General features: G+C 31.8%; 20 protein-coding genes. 1 reads left to right on the top strand and 19 read right to left on the bottom strand.

The features are described from left to right. Nucleotides 1-206: 206 nt before the first annotated feature. On the top strand, nt 207-2,429 hold the full coding sequence (locus tag H526_RS0100695; protein ID WP_027391203.1) for an OmpA family protein: 2,223 nt from the start codon (nt 207-209) through the stop codon (nt 2,427-2,429). A gap of 41 nt (nt 2,430-2,470) precedes the next feature. On the opposite strand, the gene pdxH is transcribed toward H526_RS0100695, so the two are convergent. The 19 genes from pdxH to hisB all read right to left on the bottom strand — a co-directional run bounded on the left by pdxH (nt 2,471) and on the right by hisB (nt 21,462). Further along, nucleotides 2,471-3,121, bottom strand: coding sequence for a pyridoxamine 5'-phosphate oxidase (gene pdxH / locus H526_RS0100690; protein ID WP_027391202.1), 651 nt, complete (start codon nt 3,119-3,121; stop codon nt 2,471-2,473). Between the two features lie 59 nt (nt 3,122-3,180). Next, entirely contained in the window at nt 3,181-4,086 is a 906-nt protein-coding gene (locus tag H526_RS0100685) for a ribonuclease Z (RefSeq protein ID WP_027391201.1), read from the bottom strand. 60 nt (nt 4,087-4,146) lie between these two features. Continuing rightward, nucleotides 4,147-4,599 (bottom strand): thioredoxin family protein, encoded by a 453-nt coding sequence (locus H526_RS0100680; protein WP_027391200.1) that lies wholly within the window; start codon nt 4,597-4,599, stop codon nt 4,147-4,149. Nucleotides 4,600-4,652: 53 nt separating this feature from the next. After that, nucleotides 4,653-4,985 (bottom strand): hypothetical protein, encoded by a 333-nt coding sequence (locus H526_RS0100675; protein ID WP_027391199.1) that lies wholly within the window; start codon nt 4,983-4,985, stop codon nt 4,653-4,655. Nucleotides 4,986-4,989: 4 nt separating this feature from the next. Further along, nucleotides 4,990-5,919, bottom strand: a complete 930-nt coding sequence (locus tag H526_RS0100670; RefSeq protein ID WP_027391198.1) for an aspartate carbamoyltransferase catalytic subunit — start codon at nt 5,917-5,919, stop codon at nt 4,990-4,992. Between the two features lie 58 nt (nt 5,920-5,977). After that, nucleotides 5,978-6,517, bottom strand: coding sequence for a bifunctional pyr operon transcriptional regulator/uracil phosphoribosyltransferase PyrR (gene pyrR / locus H526_RS0100665; protein WP_027391197.1), 540 nt, complete (start codon nt 6,515-6,517; stop codon nt 5,978-5,980). A gap of 148 nt (nt 6,518-6,665) precedes the next feature. Then, the gene (locus tag H526_RS0100660) at nt 6,666-7,325 is read right to left on the bottom strand and encodes a hypothetical protein (RefSeq protein WP_155839586.1); all 660 of its coding nucleotides are present in this window, start codon (nt 7,323-7,325) and stop codon (nt 6,666-6,668) included. 193 nt (nt 7,326-7,518) lie between these two features. Beyond that, complete coding sequence (gene rpsA / locus H526_RS0100655) at nt 7,519-9,345, bottom strand: 30S ribosomal protein S1 (protein ID WP_027391195.1); 1,827 nt, start codon at nt 9,343-9,345, stop codon at nt 7,519-7,521. Nucleotides 9,346-9,562: 217 nt separating this feature from the next. Continuing rightward, complete coding sequence (locus H526_RS30495) at nt 9,563-10,429, bottom strand: TlpA family protein disulfide reductase (protein WP_027391194.1); 867 nt, start codon at nt 10,427-10,429, stop codon at nt 9,563-9,565. 6 nt (nt 10,430-10,435) lie between these two features. Further along, the gene (locus tag H526_RS0100645; protein WP_027391193.1) at nt 10,436-10,969 is read right to left on the bottom strand and encodes a hypothetical protein; all 534 of its coding nucleotides are present in this window, start codon (nt 10,967-10,969) and stop codon (nt 10,436-10,438) included. Nucleotides 10,970-11,072: 103 nt separating this feature from the next. After that, complete coding sequence (locus tag H526_RS0100640; protein WP_027391192.1) at nt 11,073-13,130, bottom strand: OmpA family protein; 2,058 nt, start codon at nt 13,128-13,130, stop codon at nt 11,073-11,075. A gap of 3 nt (nt 13,131-13,133) precedes the next feature. Then, nucleotides 13,134-14,051 (bottom strand): PorP/SprF family type IX secretion system membrane protein, encoded by a 918-nt coding sequence (locus tag H526_RS0100635; protein ID WP_027391191.1) that lies wholly within the window; start codon nt 14,049-14,051, stop codon nt 13,134-13,136. A 3-nt stretch (nt 14,052-14,054) separates the two neighbouring features. Continuing rightward, entirely contained in the window at nt 14,055-16,850 is a 2,796-nt protein-coding gene (locus tag H526_RS0100630) for a T9SS type B sorting domain-containing protein (RefSeq protein WP_027391190.1), read from the bottom strand. 154 nt (nt 16,851-17,004) lie between these two features. Then, entirely contained in the window at nt 17,005-17,601 is a 597-nt protein-coding gene (gene hisIE / locus H526_RS0100625; protein ID WP_027391189.1) for a bifunctional phosphoribosyl-AMP cyclohydrolase/phosphoribosyl-ATP diphosphatase HisIE, read from the bottom strand. A 50-nt stretch (nt 17,602-17,651) separates the two neighbouring features. After that, entirely contained in the window at nt 17,652-18,407 is a 756-nt protein-coding gene (gene hisF / locus H526_RS0100620; protein ID WP_027391188.1) for an imidazole glycerol phosphate synthase subunit HisF, read from the bottom strand. Next, nucleotides 18,407-18,922, bottom strand: a complete 516-nt coding sequence (locus H526_RS0100615) for a DinB family protein (RefSeq protein ID WP_027391187.1) — start codon at nt 18,920-18,922, stop codon at nt 18,407-18,409. Before H526_RS0100615 ends, hisF begins: the two co-directional genes overlap by 1 nt. Before the next feature lie 6 nt (nt 18,923-18,928). Beyond that, nucleotides 18,929-19,657 (bottom strand): 1-(5-phosphoribosyl)-5-[(5-phosphoribosylamino)methylideneamino]imidazole-4-carboxamide isomerase, encoded by a 729-nt coding sequence (hisA, locus tag H526_RS0100610; RefSeq protein WP_027391186.1) that lies wholly within the window; start codon nt 19,655-19,657, stop codon nt 18,929-18,931. A gap of 17 nt (nt 19,658-19,674) precedes the next feature. Next, complete coding sequence (gene hisH / locus H526_RS0100605) at nt 19,675-20,268, bottom strand: imidazole glycerol phosphate synthase subunit HisH (RefSeq protein ID WP_027391185.1); 594 nt, start codon at nt 20,266-20,268, stop codon at nt 19,675-19,677. A gap of 54 nt (nt 20,269-20,322) precedes the next feature. Further along, nucleotides 20,323-21,462, bottom strand: a complete 1,140-nt coding sequence (hisB, locus tag H526_RS0100600; protein ID WP_027391184.1) for a bifunctional histidinol-phosphatase/imidazoleglycerol-phosphate dehydratase HisB — start codon at nt 21,460-21,462, stop codon at nt 20,323-20,325.

Genomic DNA, 21,462 nt, shown 5'->3' with positions numbered 1-21,462 from the left:
AACCATAAGGAAACGGGAATTATTTACAAACTAAAACATAAATATGTGAAAATGAGACGGGTAATACCCTACACTTAATCGATAAAAGCGTATTTTATATCGAAAAGAACAGATTTTACTTACATAATCAAATGTTAAAATTTAAATTTACCTACGGTTTCCCCTTAAAATGAAGACGTTTACCCTGATTAATTAAACGCAATTTAGTGACAAGATTTAAGTTATATATAATAGGGAATAAAAAAGGAAAAGTGGAAAAAATAAGTAATCAAATAATAAATTATAGAAAAACATATGTTAGCATAATGCTGATTCTACTATGTTTTTCATTTAATTTACAAGCTCAGGTAGAAGTTCCTCTTGAAAAAAGAACGGAGTTTACCATCAAAGGTGACTTTAAATTTGTCTCTAATACTATTCTTGGTAAAGTAAGCAATGATGATGGTACAGATCAATTCGATCCTAATAAGAGTTATAACAATGGAGGATTAAATAATCAATTTAGAATGGGATTCATAGATATTGATAATGACCCTTCTACTTTTAATTCTAGTAGCGCTGATCTTGATATCACTTCGGGATGTGCTGCTATTAAACATGTTGGACTTTATTGGACGGCCTCTTATGCGGATGAGAATAGAGAACACGACATTTCTTCTATCAAAATCAAATATCCTGGTAATAATTCTTATTCAACTATTAAGGATGCTCAAATAATACATGACTACTATAATGATTCTAAATCTTTGTTCAAGCAATATTCTTGCTACAAAGACATTACTAAAGAAGTAATGAATTTGGAAAACCCTACGGGTACCTATACGGTTGCAAATATTCCGGTCACCACTTCAGAAGTTAATGATGATGCTACTCTTGGAAATGGTCTAGCAGGCGGATGGACAATGGTTGTTATTTATGAAGATAACTCCAAGCCTAGAAAACGTTTTTATATATATGATGGTTTTGTTAATATCGATTCCAAAGCAAAACCGGTAGAATTCTCTTTTGATAATTTCCAAACAATTCCTGAAGGCGCTGTTCACGGAAAAATTGGTGTTATTTCTTATGAAGGAGATAAAGGAATACGAGGTGATCGTTTTCAGGTAATGTCTAATGAGACTAATAAGTACAAAGGTATTACAGATAACACCAACCCAATGAACAATTTCTTTAATGCGAACATTACTGAAAACGGGAAAAATATTACTTCTAGGGTTCCGGCAAGTCAAAACACACTTGGGTATGATGCTGATTTATTTGATATAAAAAATCCAAGAAATAGTATTATTGGTAACAACCAAACGAAGTCTAGTTTTAGATTATTAACAGATAATGATGGTTATTCTGTGATGGCTGTAGCATTTAGTGTAGAGATATATGAACCGGCTATTCAGATCATAAAAAGATCTCGTTACACAGATAATAGTTTTGTTTTTCCAAATGATATTGTAGCACCGGATCAAGATATTGTTTATAGTTTAACTATAAATAATGATGGTAATGACGATGCTAAAAACACAGTTATAAAAGATATTTTGCCAGAAAACGTTTTATTTTTCAAAGAATCAGTTGTACTTCCTTCTAAGAAAATAAAAGTATCTTATGATGAATCAACAAGAACTGTAAGCTTCTCTGTACCTAATAAAATGGTAAAAATTGATAACGAACCTTTTGAAATTCGTTATTCTATTAAAGTAAATACCAGTTGTGATTTACTAAATGAAACTGGCGAAATTACTATTGTAGATCAACCAGTGATTGCTGAGTTTAATGGTTCCCTTAATGAAACTAAAAAATTCAGTAAAGGATACAATCATATAAACAAATGTAATCTCCCTGATTATTATCAGCTTAAACTAGCTGTTGATATGAGTGGTTTAAATTGTCCTAATTTTAATACGGATTTCGCAACTCGCTCTAAAGAGTTAGATAAAAATATAGTAGAGTTAAGCACTTCAGATAAATCTGAAAACACGGGCAATACCGGAATTAACAATGAGGATATTGTTGATATCAGTACAGATCCTGAATCTAATTTAGATTCTTCAATTTCTTTAGATAAAACTATTAATGACCTTATTAAGTTAAATGAAATATATTTTGAGTTTGACAAATGGGATATCACAGAAAGAGCTATTGTAGAATTAGATAAGGTCGTATCGTTAATGAACAACGAATACCCAGAAATGGTTATAAAAATAGAAACTCACTCAGATAGTCGTGGAGATACAGATTACAATCTTACACTATCTCAAAAAAGAGCCGAGTCTATTTATAAGTATCTTATTAGTAAAGATATTTCTGAAAATAGAATTCTATCTTATATTGGTTTTGGAGAAGCTAAACCGGTAAACAAATGTAAAGATGGTAAAGACTGTTCTGAAGAAGAATATCGAAAAAACCGTAGATCAAGTTTTGTGATTATGTAATTTTTAATTTCTAAATAAGAAATTTAATTACTTCTACCTAGTTACGGTGACAGCCTATTTGTTACCCAGTTGTTACCTTTTTGTTGTTGGGCATATCGAATTCTGTCATGAAGTCTATTTGGTCTTCCTTGCCAAAATTCAAATTCTACTGGGGTCACACAATACCCACCCCAAAAGTCAGGTTTAGGAATTTCTTTCTCCTTATATTTTTCTTCTAATGCTAGTAATTTGCTTTCTAAAAAAGCTCTAGACTCAACAATACTGCTCTGCTCAGAAGCCCAAGCTCCTAATTGACTTCCCTTTGGTCTAGAATTAAAATAATCACTACTTTTTTGTTCTGAAATTCTATTAACTACACCTTTTATAATTACCTGACGTTCTAAATTAGGCCAAAAGAAAGAAATACAGACTTTATTATTTGCAGCCATAGCTTTTCCTTTTTCAGACTCGTAATTGGTATAAAATACAAATCCTTCTTCATCGAAATGTTTGAGCAATACAATTCTCGTTTTAGGGTAACTATCTAATCCAAAAGTTGTTAAACTCATAGCATTAGTCTCTTCTACTCCACCTGCTTCTTCTACTTCTTTAAACCAATTCGAAAACAAAAGAAATGGAGAGACTGGTAATTCGTTTTCTTCTAAAGCCTTTTTATCATAAGATTTTCTATAATCCGTAAGATCTCTATTCATTATTTTATAATTAGCACATTTATAGTTTAAATGTAATATGAAAAAACGTATTTCTTTCTTTAGAACTCAAAAACTTTACCATCATCTCCTATTACAACATTATCAAATACTGTAGAAGCCTCTTCTTTAAACTTCTCTATATTATCATATCTCGTAGAGTAGTGACCTAGAATTAGGTTTTCTACATCCGCTTTACTTGCTATTGTGGCGGCTTCGATAGCCGTACTATGACCAGTTCTCTGACACAAGTGCTTATGACTTTCTAAAAAAGTTGATTCGTGATATAAAGCTGTTACTTTATTTAGTAAGGAAATTTTATCTTCATCATATCTAGTGTCACTACAAAAAGCATAACTTTTTACCGGTGCTGGATCATCTGTTAACTCCGCATTAGGAATAACATCTCCGTTTGGTAATATGGCATCTTTACCTTTCTTAATAGACTTATAATAAGCCTTATTAATATCATAATTAAGAACTTTACTCATCAATAACTTTCTATCTCCTGGTTTTTCCTGAAATAAAAAGCCATTACAGTAAATTCGATGTTGAAGCGGTATAGTCCGAACTGTTACCTTTTCGTCTTCGAACACTAATTCTGAATCTGTATTCGTCAGTTCATGAAAATGCAATGGATAATCTGTCCAAGAATTAGATAGCTTAAGTTGTAGTGTAATTGCTTCTTTTATTCCTTTAGGTCCATATATATGAAGTGGGTTTTCTCTATTTAGCATTCTAAATGTAGAAACCAAACCAACAAGTCCATAAAAATGATCTCCATGAAGATGCGAAATAAAAATATGATTAATTCTAGAAAATTTAATCTTATTTCTTCTTAATTCTACCTGTGTACCTTCCCCACAATCAATAAGAAAAATATGATTATTTATTTCTAATACCTGTGAAGTTGGATTTGTGAATGTTCTTGGTGTCGCAGAGTAGCAACCTAAAATTGTTACTTTCAATTTTATGTGTCTTAAATTTAAAAAGTCTCAAGATAATCTAATCTAACAGATTAATCTATATCAGTTTCCAAAAGAATCAAAAGTAGTTAGCAAATCCATATAACGTTTCGCTGACATCTTCCTATATCCTGTAGCACCAAGAACTGTTCCTTCTTTGTTTATAACCAATATAACCGGAAACACCATTTTTTTATTATAGCGTTCTGCTAATTTATAGTTCTTTTCGCTTTGTTCTTCTGGCAACCTGTTTTTCTTTCTTTTAGGAAAATCTGCTTTTAACCAAACAAACTTTTTATCTGCGAATTCCTTAAATTCTGAATTAGAAAATACTTTTCTTTCTAATTTAATGCAAGGTGGACACCAATCAGATCCAGTAAACAGTAAAACAATATTTTGATCTTTTTCTTTCGCTAACTTTATTGCTTCGTCGAAGTCATATTTCCAGTCTTGCGCATGAATATTACCTGAAACAAAGAATATCAACACAAGAATAAATGGGGCTAATTTATTCATAAGTATTATGACGTAAAAAACTACTTTAGATTACAGAATTAATTAAAATATTTTTAAAAATCTAGATCTCTTTCTATTTCCTCCATCTCAATTAGGTCTAAAGCCTCTATTAACGTCGGTACAACAGTAATTTCCTTCGGCGCTTCGTCATAAGAAACCTTATCGGTAACAATTACAAAAGAGCGTTTATTTGATTTGTGTTTGTTTGAAATTCTAAGAAATTCATTAACATCATTAACAGATAAATCCTTTAACGAAAATAAGTTAGCTACAATATTGTCGTTTTTCATTGATTCATATTTATCTTCAATCCCTTTTACGAACTCTACTACAGTCGCTTTTTCCTGTGTTATTATGGTTGTAGAACCTTCTTTATTGAATATCATAAGTTTATTGTTTTATTTTCGAAGCCAAAAGATAAATAACAGCCATTCTCACTGCTACCCCATTTTGAACCTGATCCAATATTATGGCTTGTTTAGAATCAGCTACATCACTCGTGATCTCAACACCACGATTGATAGGTCCAGGATGCATTATTACAATCTCTTTATCAAGGCTATCTAATAACCTTTTATTTACTCCAAATTGTTGGGTATATTCCCTTGTAGATGGAAAATAACTAATCTCCATTCTTTCATTTTGTACTCGTAACATATTTGCTACATCACACCATTGGAGCGCTTTTGTAAGATTTGTTTCTACAGTAACACCAAGTTTGTCAATATATTTTGGTATTAGTGTTTTTGGTCCACAGACCTTTACTTCTGCTCCTTGTAGTTTAAGAGCAAAAATGTTAGAAAGTGCAACCCTAGAGTGCAAAATATCACCAACAATAACAACTTTTTTCCCTTCTACTTCTCCAAATTTTTCTCGTATAGAATACGAATCCAACAACGCTTGAGTTGGGTGTTCATGAGCTCCGTCTCCAGCATTTACAATACTTGCATTTACGTGCTTTGATAAAAAAACACCTGCTCCAGGATTAGGATGTCTCATTACAACCATATCCACTTTCATCGATAGGATATTATTAACCGTATCTATAAGTGTTTCTCCTTTTTTTACCGAAGATGATGCTGCAGAAAAATTAATAACATCTGCAGATAATCTTTTCTCCGCCAATTCAAATGACAATCTTGTCCTTGTACTATTCTCAAAAAAAAGGTTAGCTATTGTAATATCCCTAAGCGAAGGAACTTTTTTAATTGGTCTATTAATCACCTCTTTAAAGTGATCAGCTGTTTCAAAAATGAGATTAATATCTTCTTTAGTGAGATATTTAATTCCTAGTAAGTGATTTACACTTAATTCACTCATTCTTCTCTTCTGTTATTATATTTCTAATGTATGAATATACTTCAGAAATTATTGAACTTTAATTATTTACTAAATAAACTGCATCTTCTCCTCCATTTTCTACCCAATGGACCTTTACCTTTTCTTGATTAATAGCATCTACCTGCCGACCTCTATAATTAGGTTGAATTGGTAAATGACGACTAAAACGTCGATCAATTAATGTAAGTAGCTCTATTTCTCTTGGTCTACCAAAAGACTGTATTGCAGTTAATGCAGATCTTATACTACGACCTGTATATAGAACATCATCAATAAAAACAACTCTTTTATCCTCCACTGTAAAATCAATATGTGTTTTATTTGCTTCTAAAGGCTTTTCTCCTCTTCTAAAATCATCTCGATAAAAAGTAATATCAAGGTGTCCCATTTTTACATTAGACAACCCATAATCCCTAACTAAGACTTCCTTTATTCTATCCGCTAAAAAGATACCTCTTGGTTGTACTCCGATCAGAACAGTGTCTTCAAAATGAGTATGATTTTCGATTAATTGACAAGCCAAACGGTGCAGAATAATATCTATCTCCTTTGCACTAAGTAGTAATTTCTGACTCATAATCTCCAAATAGACATTTGGTATACAAAAGTAATGAAAATTTAGAATTAATCAATCCTAAGTCTAGTTTTAAAATATCCAGATCAACACTCAATAATAAAACGACAGTATAATCTTTTCTATTACAAAACAATAAAAATAAAGACTACTATTCTTTTATTTCTATCCATGGACCAAATGGCATTGGAAAACTAGGAGCACTTGCTGGTGTTGGATAAAAGTTTTTATAAGGATTTTTATAATCATATATTTTACCTGATTTTTTATCGATCTTATATGTTATCGAATATCTATCATAGATCTGCATATCATAATAGTTCTTTTGTTCTCTTATAATAGTATATATCTGTGAAGATGCGTTGATATGATATTTAGGGTCATTGGTATTATTCAATTCCAATACATGATCAATAGCGGCTTTAGTATTATTAGTAGATCGATATAAATAAGTTGAAGAAAAACCAGATCTAGAAGTTTCATTCTCAGAATTCCTAACTACCGAACCACCACTACCAGAAACTCTATCTATAGACACTTTTACAACAACCTGAAAATAAAACTCTTCTCCATAAGCAAGGTATTTTATTGGAGAACGTTCCCTGAATTCTACCTTTACCTCCGCATTATTATACCAAACAGAAATAAGGACGTTCTCGTCATTAATAAGAGATTCAGTATCGTTACTAATTCCGTTTGCCGCAATATCCACAATAGTAGCTCTACCTAATTCTATGGTTTGATTAACTTTTTCTTTGAATATTTTTAATTCCTCTTCGGTATGCATATTCTGACTATTCGATAAATTCATAAACAAAATATTTAAAAATAAGACCCACAGACTCTTCTCCATTATTGATCAATTTACTGCAAATTTCGATAAAACATTCAATCTCGAACACACCAAAACCAGTATAAGATACATCCCTTTTTTCAGTTAAATTATAAAAAAAGACCGTTCATACGAACGGTCTTTAATATTTATTATGAAAATAAAGAGATTATTAGTTCCCTCCTTTTTCCATTTTAGCTTTAAGATCTGCTAACGCATCGATATCACCAAGGGTGGTTTTCTCTGAGTTACTAGCAGCAGCTTTCTTAGCAGCTTGCTTAACAATCTTAGCTTCTTCTTCTTTAAATAAAGCAGTATGCGAAGCTACAACTCTTTTGAATTCTTTGTTGAACTCAATGATTTGGAACTCAGCTTCATCTCCTTTAGTAAGTTTCTTACCGTCTTCTTTTTCTAAGTGACGTGAAGGTACAAAAGCAACAATATCTTCATTGAACTCAATTGTAGCACCTTTGTCTACAATCTCTGCAATAGTATTAGTGTGCTTAGTTCCTACAGCAAATTCTTTTTCATACTTATCCCAAGGATTATCCTCAGTTTGTTTATGTCCAAGACTTAATTTACGTCCTTCTACATCTAATTCAAGAACAACAACATCAAGCTTATCTCCAACATTTGTAAAATCAGATGGGTGCTTGATTTTCTTAGTCCAAGAAAGATCAGAAATATAAATTAAACCGTCGATACCTTCTTCTAACTCTACAAAAACTCCAAAGTTAGTAAAGTTACGAACGATACCTGTATGTCTAGAACCTACAGGATATTTTGTAGTAATGTCAGTCCAAGGATCTGGAGTTAATTGCTTAACACCAAGAGACATCTTACGCTCTTCTCTATCTAAAGTAAGAATCACAGCTTCTACTTCATCACCAACTTTAACAAAGTCTTGTGCTGAACGTAAATGAGTTGACCAAGACATTTCTGAAACGTGGATCAATCCTTCTACTCCTTCTTCAACTTCGATAAATGCACCGTAATCTGCAATTACAACTACTTTACCTTTTACTTTATCACCAACCTTAAGTTCGTTGTCAAGAGCTTCCCAAGGATGCGCTTTCAACTGCTTAAGACCTAATTGGATACGTGTCTTAGCCTCATCAAAGTCTAAGATTACAACATTCAACTTCTGATCAAGTTCAACAATCTCATTTGGATGGTTGATTCTAGACCAAGAAAGGTCAGTAATATGAATAAGTCCATCAACTCCTCCAAGATCAACGAATACACCGTAAGAAGTAACATTCTTAACAGTACCTTCTAATACTTGACCTTTTTCTAATTGACCAATAATTTCTTTCTTCTGCTCTTCGATATCAGCCTCGATAAGTGCTTTATGCGATACAACAACGTTTTTGAATTCATGGTTAATCTTAACCACTTTAAATTCCATTGTTTTACCTACATACGCATCATAATCACGGATTGGCTTCACATCAATTTGAGAACCAGGTAAGAATGCTTCAATTCCGAAAACATCTACAATCATACCTCCTTTAGTTCTACACTTAACAAAACCGTTTACGATTTCGCCAGTATCGTGAGCATTATTTACTCTATCCCAAGCCTTGATCACACGAGCTTTACGGTGAGATAATATCAACTGACCTGTTGCATCTTCACGCACATCAATTAACACCTCAACCTTATCACCTACTTTAAGATCCGGGTTATAACGAAATTCATTTAATGAAATAACACCTTCACTCTTTGCATTAATATCAATAATAGCATCACGATCTGTAATATTAATTACTGTACCATCAACTACTTCATCATTTAAGGTGTCAACAAAGTTTTCTGCAACTAGCTTTTCAAACTCTTCAAGTTTAGAATCTGCGATTGGGTCAATACCTTCCTCGTAGTTGTGCCAGTTAAAGTCTTTTAAAAATTGTTCAGGATTTTCTTGTTGAGGAGATACAGCTGGAGCTGCCTTTGGAGCCTCTACTTCCTGAACGTCTGTGTTTTTTGTTTCTTCAGACATTGAAGATAAAATTTGTATCCTGTATTTGTTTGAGAATCAATACGAAAACGTATACAGAAGCGTTAAATTAAATTATTTTTATCCTTTTTATATTCTCTTATTCGCTAAAAAGGGCTGCAAAAATACAATTTAATTTATTAGAAAACAAAGTATTAGAACAAAGATCTAGAAACATATTTTCAAAATGATTAGCTTGAGATTTTTTACATATAGCCTTTCATAAATTTAAAGTTGCAAATAATCTCTCCATTTCTTCAGTTTCTACAGGTGCAGGAGCATTACGATCTACTATTTTACCATTTTGATCAATAAGAATAAAACGAGGAATACTATACGAATAGGTATCCGTTACCAAAAAATACTCCCTCATAAAATCGGATTTAGTAACATTTCCTGCATACAACTGTATTGAATTATCCAAGTTTTTCTTTTTGATCAAATTCTTCCATTTGGGTTTATTATTTGGGTCATCAATAGAAATTCCGACAAACTTTATTTTTTTATCCTTATACTTCCTTTTTAAATCCTTTATATAAGGAAATTGTTGTATACATGGCTTACACCATGTAGCCCAAATATCGATATAAATATAGTTTCCTTTAAAATCAGATAGCGAAACCACTTCTCCATTATAATCTTCATATTCAAATAAAGGAGAAGGCTTTCCTTTTTCTAATTTCTTTAGTCTCTCATATTTATTTTCGTATATTTTCTTGTGCACTGAATTAGATGAAGTCATTAAAATAGGAAAAATGTTATCAATGGTTTCATTCGTTTCTCCAGGATATAGAAGTAAACCACTATGATAATACATAAAATCATCTTTTATTAGTCCATGTGGCATCTCCTTTAAAACCTCTGAGAATGACTTAAACCCAACATTTTCAAAAATCTCCTTATTATAATAATCACGTTTTATTTGTCCTAATTTTCTATTATAGTGCTCTTTAACTAAAGACTTGTAACTACCAATAGTTTCATACCTAGATGCATCAGATAAATCTGAAACATCTAAACCTTCAAAATAATTTTTAGGTAATGAATCATTAAGAACAAAACCAACGTATTTATGTAACTCTGCCAAATAATTTCATTGATTACTTCTCAGTTCCTTTTCTTTAAATTCTGGTGTTATCGTAGTAATTGTATCTAAAATTTTTTGGATAGCATTTTTAAGAACCAAACTTTGTTCTTTTACCTGTACAGGTTTATTATAATATTGAAAAAAATTAATACTATCCTTCAAGGATGTAATTAATTGACTTTTAGTCACCATAAAGTTGTTTTCGTTAGCTCCTTCTCCTTCATAATAAAGCGTATTCAATTTATTTTCAAGATCAGCGCTTAAACGAAGCGTATTTCCTTTTTCAAGATATAGTTCTACCGTTTTTCTTCCTAAACTAAAATGAAAATAATTAATGGTATCGATTGGGATTGTATCTGAAAAAGAACCATCTGGCGCAATTGGAATACTCTTTTTCAAATGATCTCCTATTAATGTAAGAGTATCTATTTTTTTCGAATTCTTTATCTGTCCCGAGAAAATAGCATAATCAATGGGCCTTTCTTTTTGACAACTAAGAAAACTTATACAAAGGAGGAAAATTCCATACAATTTATTCATAGTTTGAGTTTTGTGGTTAAAAAAACAAACTTACAACTAAGTTTTTAGTTAAATATCTTTTTTAACTATTGATAATTACTCAAAATAGAATTACCAAAACATGCTAATATTTAATAATCTCAAATTCACTTCTCCGGTTTATCTGATGCTCTTCTTCTGAACAGGTTTTAGTATCACAATCAATTAAAGGTGCAGATTCTCCAAATCCTTTAAATTGCATTCTTCTTGCATTTACATAACCTACCAATGCTAAATAATTACGAGTAGATTCTGCTCTTTTTTCAGATAAAACTTGATTATATGAATCCGTACCTCTACTATCCGTATGTGAAGAAATTTTAATATAAACTGTTTTGTACTTTTCCAACTTTAAAGCAAAATCATCCAATACTTTTTTGGAATCTGCTCTAATATTCCATTTATCATAATCAAAATAGATTGGTGGAAGATCAAAATACAGCTTCCCATTCTTTTCGATAACAGGGGGGCCTACTTTATCCGAAAGCAACTTTAACCTTAACTCCTCTGCAGTAAGTTTTTCTTTTCTTTTTGTAGTTGTGTTTTCAGAAGTGGTAATAGCTTCTGTTTCTCGTTCCTTAGAATTCTCTACAATTGCAAGTTCTATTTCCTTTTCTAAATAAATTACATAAGTTTCATTATCTTTTTCTTTCACTAGAATAGGTTTGATATTAGTTTTATATCCATTAGAAGAAGCTCTAAAATCATATTTTCCAGGAAAAATTGATAAACTAAACGCTGAGATTGAATCTAGTGTAGATTCGTACACTTTTTGCCTTTCTGCATTTTGTAAATACACATCAGCATTGGAAACATAATTATCTGTAGCAAAATCTCTAACCTCAAAATTCGCCATATATTCTTTCAAAAATATTTCTCCTATCTGAGAAAAAGAAAAGATGTCGTCATCTGTTTTTCCTTTTCTATTCGATGCAAAAAAACCGTCTTTTTCATTATAATACGTTAAGGAAAAATCATCGTAGCTAGAGTTAATTGGTGCACCTAAGTTTACTGGTTTTGTAAATTGATTTTCTTTTAATTCAGAGACAAAAACATCCATCATTCCTAATCCTAAGTGACCATTAGAAGAAAAAAACAAATGTCCTTCTTTAGAAATAAACGGAAACTGTTCTCTATTTTCTGTATTAATAGATGAACCAAGATTAATTGGTTCTCCATAAGTTCCATCCATATTAATTTCGGAAACATAAATATCAAAATCCCCATATCCGCCTGGCATATTAGACGAGAAATACAACATCCTATCATCTGCTGAAATAGAAGGATGTTCTATAGAATATTCTTTATTATTAAATTTTAATTTTTCTGGCTTCTGCCATTCTCCATCAACTCTTTTAGCTTTATATAAATGAATTGCATTATTTCTTAGACTATCAAATTTCTTTTTCCCTTTTTCTGAATTACTTTTTGAAAAATATATAGTATTACCATCCGAAGTAAAACAAAAATTACCTTCGTGGAGTTTAGAATTAACTTCTCCAGAAAGAGCCTCAATTTCGGAGACTCCTATATTATTGCTATCAACCTTAACAGTATATATATCTAAAAATGGTCTATGCGTCCATTTATATTTTTGATTCATAAAACCATGAGAACTTCTGTCAGATGCAAAATACACAGTACTATCTAATTTTACCGCTCCAAACTCTGAAGCTTCAGAATTAAACGCTACAGAATTCACAACATAATCATCATCTTTTAATTTAAAAGCTTCTATTGTCGCAATTGCATCTAATTTATTTAATGGATTTGTTTCCAGATTTTTTTTATATAACACTAGGAAATCGACAGCCATTTCATATTTTCCTAAGGAAGAAAGTACTTGATGCATCATAAAATTATATGAATTATCATACGACTTATCCTTTCCATAAAACTTACCCGAAGTCAAAACCTTAAGATATCTATACGCCTTTTTAAACTGAAATGTATTGTAATATGAAATAGAAATATTTTCAAGAATATGTTTTTCATATCCTTCTTGATTTAATTCTTCTTCGTATTGCAATGCCGCATTTATATAATCTCCATTATCAAAAAAACGATCCGCTCTACTCTTTTTCTGAGAAAAGATAAACTGTGTAATCAATAAGATGAATACAAATATTATTTTAGTTTTCATATCTTAATAAAATCTTGGAGATGTATACTTATTACTAAAATTGAGTAAATCGAAATTGTATAATAGAATAATTTCGTGACTTCCATTGTTATATCCACTTAACTCACTTGTACTAAAATCATATGAATATCCTACTTTTAGATTTCTCGTTATATTAAATCCAGCCAATGCAATAAAAGCATCCTCATAACGATAAGAAACACCTAATTCGAATTTATTATAAATCAAAGAATTAAGTGAAATATCAAATGTAAGCGGAGAATCTAAAACCTGCTTTATAACCATAGATGGCTTAAGTTTAACCTCATCTACTAAATCAAACACAAAACCTGTAACTCCATATAAATGGGTCTTTGATTGAGAAACACCAATACCATCGACAGCCACCTCATTAGGTAATAAATTTGGAGAAGAAATACCGGCATAAAAATTATTAGAAAACAAGAATAATCCTGCTCCTATGTTTAGCTGTAATTCAGAATTATTTGCAGCAAATGCAGGATCATCTGCTACATCAGAACCAGAAGCATCTAATTTAAAACTATTGATTCCTACTTTTAAACCATAAGATAATTTAAAACGATCTGATATACGTGTAATATATGCGAAATCAACATTAAAGAAATTGTTATTGGTGCTAATTGCTTCACCAATTCTGTCATTTACATAATTAACACTTAATTCAATCTTCTCACTCAATGGAATGTTTCCGAATACATTTGCTGTTTCTGGTGAGCCTTCAATTCCTGTCCATTGTCTTCTATATAATAAACCAGTAGAAATCAATCCACTCTGGTTCGTAACATAAGCAGGGTTTACCGTACTCATGTTATACATATATTGAGAATATTGTGGTTCCTGCTGTGCATACAATACCGAGCAGAAAACTATCGCTATACTAAAAATTAATCGTGATTTCATTGTTTATCTGCTTAGGTAAAAGCTTCCTTGAATAGGAAAATTGTTTTCAAAGTTTGGTGTAAAAATGTAGAAATAGGTTCCAGATGGTAAATCATCTCCCAATCGAATAGAAACATTACTTTCTCCCCGGAACTCCTCAGTATTTCTATTTCCTTCAAATACTTTTGCTCCGTATCTGTTATATATCTTCAAATCAAAATCCGGAAAAGCAACTGGGATATTAAACTCATCTTCAATAAACAAATCAAAAGTGTCATTTTGATTATTCCCATCTGGAGAAACTCCATCTTGAAAATCCAATGCGCATATATCACCATTAGAGAATCGCTCACCCATATTAAGAATATTAACAGCAACCGTTACTCTTTCTGACTCGCAATTATCAGCATCTACAGTTGCGATATAATATATTTGATTATCAAAAAGTAATGGATTATCAATAATAGGCATATCACTTTCTAATGTAGGATACCAATTATAATTTAATACATCCACTTCAATATCATCTAATCTTTTACCATCAAGAATACAGAATTCTTGATCCGGCACATTCGGTTCTGGTAAATCTATGATTTGTACTTCTACATTTAATGAAGATTCATTACAAGGTGCTGTGTTAGGAATTACGTATCTAAAATTATAAATCTTATTAACCTCATTATCGGGATTTGGTAATAAATCAAACTCTACCACTCCATCTGGAGTTAAAGCACCTGTATTTTCTATATCCTGAAAAGTTCCGGTTCTTGGTGTATTATTATCTAAAATTGTAAATAAGTTAACACGTCCATCAATTTCACAAAAAGAATCACTTCTATCATTACCAATCTCTACTGGTTCTACAATAGCTATAGTTACTGTTGCTTGATCTTGAGAACTACAACCGACATTACCTCCAACAGTATATACATAATCTCCCGGACCTAGAATTGGTAGTGTATTATCTGAAGCATCAAAAATACCTAGATGATCTGGTGACATATAACCAAGAGGTCCAATCCACGTTCCTGTTGGATCAGGATTACCTTCTAAAAGATTGAAAAGTGTTACCGTTAAATTATCTGAACATAGTGATGTAGCGGTACCACTTCCTGCTCCAGCATTTGCTTCTTTATAAATTGTAAACTCTAATAAAGCTTCATCAACACACCCAGAAGGGTTGGTTGTTGTATGTGTAAAGGAATACGAAATTGGAGCATTAATTTCTTCAGGAACCAAGAATAAATCATCAACTACGTTACCTCCATTATTATTATCTGTCCAAATCCCTTCCTCTATAGTTCGTCCATCTGAGTTTAATAAACTTCTTAAACTATATTGATTGGCATCTGTCTTACATATAATTAGATCTAAAGTATCTTCTCCTGCATAATCATGAGGTAAAATTACAATTGTAACTATAGTAGAAATAGTAGGACAAGGGTTGCTCTCTATACTAATAGGCTGACAAACATCACCGGAATAAGAAAATGTTGCACCACAGCTTTGTCTAGGAACCACATCGTATCTAAATCTATAACTCCCTGGTCTGGCTCCCGCAATAGTAATTGGTCCTAAATGTTGTTCATCTTCTGGTGTATCATTTAAATTATTTTCTAAGTTAAGATCACCATTGAAAGGAATACCTCCAAGAAATGTCCAATACGCAAAATCATCCACTAATGAACCATCCGTATAAACGTAACCGGGTTCAAACTCAAGTAAATCAAAAAGGTTAATTTGAGCCGGAGACGAATTAGGACAAATTTCTTCCACTGAATTCTGTGGAGCAAATGGCCTTAACTCTTCATATATAACAAACATTACCGTTTCTTCGTCATTAGGACATATTGGAGATCTACTGTTGATCTTATAGGTATAACTAAAATCTATACAACTAAAACCTGGAACATATTCTGGAGAAGCTCTAAACGCATCATAGACCTCTTTCAAATTAATTACTGCATCCGTAGCACTTGTAATTTGGCCAGTATTATCATCGTCTTCCCAACTTCCACCTAATTCTTCTCCATTTAAAAATCGGTTATCGAATAAATTAATATCCATATCCCAAGATGCGATATCGCCTTCACAGATCGAAAATGATGATCCATAACCTGCCGTAACCGGTCTTACTACAGTTATCTGAACATCTACAAATTCAGTAATACAAGTATCTACATTAAAAACGGTATACCTAAAACTAAAATCTTCACTATCCACAGGGAAACCACCATTATTTTCAATGGTTGTACCAAAGTTTGAGCCGCTTAGAATATATGTATCAGAAGGTAGAGAGCCGGTATAAGTCCATATACCGTTTAGATGAGGAAGAGCGAACCCTTCTCTTGACTCTAATGTATCAAAAAGGTTAATGTCTATTTCAAATCCTGCTGTACAAATATCATCATTATCACAAACAGGAAAGAAACCAGTTGTTGCTGCAATACCAGCATACGGACCAAGTTTGACATTAACTCTAACTCTATAGTCATCTGGGCAATTCGGATTCTTAAGTTCAAAAAAATAAAGATCAGAAGCATTTCTTAACTGCCATAATCTTAAAACTCCAGAAGCTTCTATTCCTTCTTCACCTTCTTCTATTCCTGTAGATTCCCAAAAATCTCCTGATTCCGGTACGATACCTGTTTCATCATACAAATTAATAATACCATCTGGAATACCATCGAAATCGAAATCGATAGTCTCCATATCACAAATGGTTATCATTTGTTCTTGGCTACATTGAGAAAAAGCATCTCCAATACCGCCAAAAAATATTAATAAAACGAAAAGTAACTTTGTGTAGTTTTGTTTCAAAATCAATTTATTTATCTGTAAGTATCATTTTTAAGCTTTTTGTTACCTATAAAAACGAAATAAAATTAACAGGTATTCGAAAAGCCCGGCGAAATTATAAAAATATGTTAAAAAAACATCATCCCCTTACAAAAATCAACACTTACCTACACCCTTAACCTCTAGATTTTAACACTTTTACAATATCATTAAGCTTATAACCTTTAGCTTGTAGTAAAATTAAATAATGAAAAAGAAGGTCTGCGCTTTCATCTAAGAACAACTTTTCGTTATCATCCTTAGCTTCTATAACCACTTCTACAGCTTCTTCTCCTACTTTTTGAGCAACTTTATTTATCCCTTTTCTAAAGAGAGATGCTACATAAGATTTTTCATTATCTTGATTTTCTTTTCTATCCTGTATAGTGTTTTCCAAATCTGTCAAAAAACCAAAAGACTGAACATTTTTCTGTGCCCAACAAGTATCATCTCCTTTATGACAAGTTGGACCCACTGGGTTTACTTGGATTAATAAGGTGTCATTATCACAGTCATTTTTTAGATCTACAAGATTCAAAAAATTACCACTCTCCTCACCTTTAGTCCATAATCTATTCTTAGTTCTGCTAAAAAAAGTTACCTTTTTAGTTTCTATTGTTTTCTGGTAAGCCTCCTCATTCATATAACCAAGCATCAAAACATTTCTAGTGGTTGCATCTTGAATTATTGCCGGAACAAGTCCATCATTATTTTTATTGAAATTTATTTCCATTTTATCAATCTATATTTTGGTTTCCAGATCAAGTCCGGAATTATATTTTGTTATAATCTTACCGGAATTTCATTTAACCGCAATTCCTCTTTTAAATCTTTTATTTCTATTTCTTTAAAATGAAAAACACTTGCTGCTAATGCAGCATCTGCTTTTCCTTCTTTAAAAGTATCTATAAAATGTTGTGTATTACCTGCTCCACCAGATGCAATTATAGGAATATTTAATTCTGTAGATAATCTTGCTAAAGCTTGATTAGCAAAACCATCTTTAGTTCCATCATTATCCATAGAAGTAAATAAAATTTCTCCGGCACCTCTTTCTTCTACTTCCTTTGCCCAATCAAATAGATCAAGCTCAGTTGGTACTTTTCCTCCGACCAAATGTACTATCCATTTCCCATCAATTTGTTTAGCATCTATAGCTACTGTAATACATTGACTTCCAAATTTCCCTGCTAATTCATTAATTAACTGTGGATTTTTTACTGCAGAGGAATTAACAGAAACCTTATCCGCTCCATTTTGCAGTAAAACATCTACATCTTCTATAGATGATATGCCTCCACCAACGGTAAACGGTATATTAACTTTCTCTGCAACTCTAAGAACTAAATTAGCAAGTGTTTTTCTTCTCTCCTCAGTAGCTGAAATATCCAAAAAAACTAGTTCATCGGCTCCTGCTTTAGAATATGCATCTGCTAATTCTACTGGATCTCCAGCATCTCTTAAATCAACAAAATTGACTCCTTTTACCGTACGTCCGTTTTTAATATCTAAACACGGTACAATTCTTTTAGTTAACATTAGTTTTCTTTATTTTTTATATTTAGATCCATACCTTCATAAAAACCTAAATCTTTATTCTTTAATTGTTTTGTCCAAAAAGCTATTTGCCCCGTGTGATAAGACAAATGTTCAGTCACGTGAATCATTATACCAATTCCTGAAAAAGTAAACCCTTGCACTTCTCGTTTTCTCATTAATTCAGAAATAGTACAATCGAACAAGATTGTCTTGGCTTGTTCTAAAGTCTCATTAAGTTTTAATAACAACTCTTCTTTCAAAAAACCTTCTTTAGGTTCAAACTCAGTATCCCTATCTCTTTCATCTTCCAAACCTCCTAGAGAAGCTATACCATATTGAGTAATATTACCACAAAGATGAAGCATCAAATTTCCGATACTATTTGAAGATTGATTAAACCGTTTCCATATATCATCTTCAGAAAGTTGATCAAAACTAATAGTAATCATCCTAAGACTTTCATCCAATCTATAGGAGATTTGCTCCTTAAACTCTTGTGATATTTCCTCTTTCATTACTTACTAACTGTTTTGAAGAATATAATTCTCTAATTGTTTTAAACTTATTCGATTCTCATAAATTGCTTTTCCTATAATTGTTCCTTCACATCCAATTTCAGCCAATTTTGGTAATTCATCAAAAGTTGAAATCCCTCCAGAAGCAATTAGCTTTATATCTCCTATTTCATTCAACATTTTTCTATACAAATCAAAAGAAGGTCCTTCTAACATCCCATCTTTACTAATATCTGTACAAATCACATAGGACACACCCTCTTTTTTATATTCTTTAACAAAAGGAATTAGCTCTTTATCACTTTCTTCCAACCAACCACTTACTGCGATTTTTTCATGTTGTGCATCTGCTCCTAAAATAATTTTATCACTCCCGAATTTTTGCAACCAAGATTTAAAAATATCAGGATTCTTTACTGCAATACTACCACCAGTAATTTGATTTGCACCACTATCAAAAGCTATTTTTAAATCTTCATCTGTTTTTAAACCTCCTCCAAAATCAATTTTTAAACCCGTTTTAGAAGCTATCTGGTCTAACACCTTATGATTTACTATATGCTTAGATTTTGCACCATCTAGATCAACTAAATGTAAATATTGAATTCCATGAGCCTCAAATTCTTTTGCTACTTCTAATGGATTTTCATTATATATTTTTTTAGTATCATAATCTCCTTTAGAAAGGCGAACACACTTTCCGTCAATGATATCTATTGCAGGTATGATCCTCATGCTTTATTTTATAATTATTAGTTATTAATTTTTAACTCTAAAAAGTTTTTCAAAATCTTCTCTCCCGCATCACTACTCTTTTCTGGATGAAATTGAGTTCCGTAGAAATTATCTTTCTGTAAAGCTGTACTATAAGTTACTCCGTAAGTAGATTGTGCAATGGTTTCTTCCATTATAGGAGCATAATAACTATGAACTAAATAGATATACTCCTTCTCTTCTACTCCACTAAATAAGGCAGAACTTAATGACTCTATTTGATTCCATCCTATTTGAGGAACTTTTACTCCGTGATTAAACTTTACCACATCCGTATGAAAAATACCCAAACCTTTAGTATCACCTTCTTCTGTGTAATTACACATCAATTGCATCCCTAAACAAATTCCTAAAACTGGTTGCTTTAATTGTGGGACCAAGGTATCTAAACCAGAATCTTTTAACTTACTCATAGCACTGCTCGCTTCTCCTACTCCAGGAAAAATCACTTTATCCGCAGATTTTATTTCTTGAGGGTCATCACTTAAGACAGCTTCATATCCCAATCGTTGAATCGCAAATTTGATCGATTGAATATTTCCTGCTCCGTAATTTATAATTACTATCTTCATATTATTGCATCCTGAACTTGATTCAAGACCTTTTTAATTATACAATTTGGTTTGTTATAACATTCCTTTGGTACTTGGTAAAAACATTTTATTTGCATCTCTTTTTACCGCCATTTTCATCGCTTTAGCAAATGCTTTAAATATTCCTTCTATTTTATGATGTTCATTTTCTCCTTCGGCTTTGATATTTAGATTACACTTGGCACCATCTGTAAAAGATTTAAAAAGATGAAAAAACATTTCTGTTGGCATATCCCCTATTTTTTCACGTTTGAAATCAGCATCCCAAACCAACCAAGGACGACCTCCAAAATCAACTGCTGCCTGTGCTAAACAATCATCCATAGGTAAACAAAACCCGTAACGTTCGATACCTAATTTATTACCAAGAGTTTTAGAAAACAACTCTCCTAAAGCAATCATAGTATCTTCTATAGTATGATGTTCATCTACGTGTAAATCTCCATCTACTTTAACTGTTAAATCCATCGCACCATGACGTCCAATTTGATCTAACATATGATCAAAAAAGTGAAGCCCTGTAGAAATCTCATTTTGACCAGAACCATCTAAATTAAGTTTAATATAGATCTTGGTTTCATTTGTATTTCTGGTAATTTCAGCAACTCGATCTTCAAGTTTTAAGAATTCATAAATTTCCTTCCAGTCTGTCGATGTTAATACAATACTTTCTGAAATGGCTGTTGTATCAGTTTCTATTTCATCTGCTCCAAGCTCAGGATCTTCTGACAGGAAAATCCCTTTAGCTCCAAGATTTTTTGCCAACTCCATATCTGTAATTCTATCTCCTAAAACAAATGAATTTTCTAGATCGTAATTTTCCTTATCAAAATACTCCGTTAATAAACCTGTTCTTGGCTTACGAGTATCCGCATTTTCATGAGGAAAAGTTTTATCAATATGAACAGCATTAAACACGACTCCTTCTTTTTCGAATGCAGTCATTACTTTATTATGTGCTGGCCAAAAAGTATCTTCTGGAAAAGAATCAGTTCCTAATCCATCCTGATTAGTTACCATCACCAATTCATAATCCAATTCGTCGGCTATTTTAGCCATATATTGAAAAACCTTTGGATAGAACTCTAACTTCTCCAAACTATCTAATTGATAATCTACAGGTGGTTCCAACACCAATGTCCCATCTCTATCTATAAATAATACTTTCTTCAT

Source organism: Aquimarina latercula DSM 2041 (assembly GCF_000430645.1).
GTDB lineage: Bacteria > Bacteroidota > Bacteroidia > Flavobacteriales > Flavobacteriaceae > Aquimarina > Aquimarina latercula.
The sequence above is the reverse complement of the archived record's forward strand: the minus strand, read 5'-3'. Positions and strand labels throughout refer to the sequence as shown.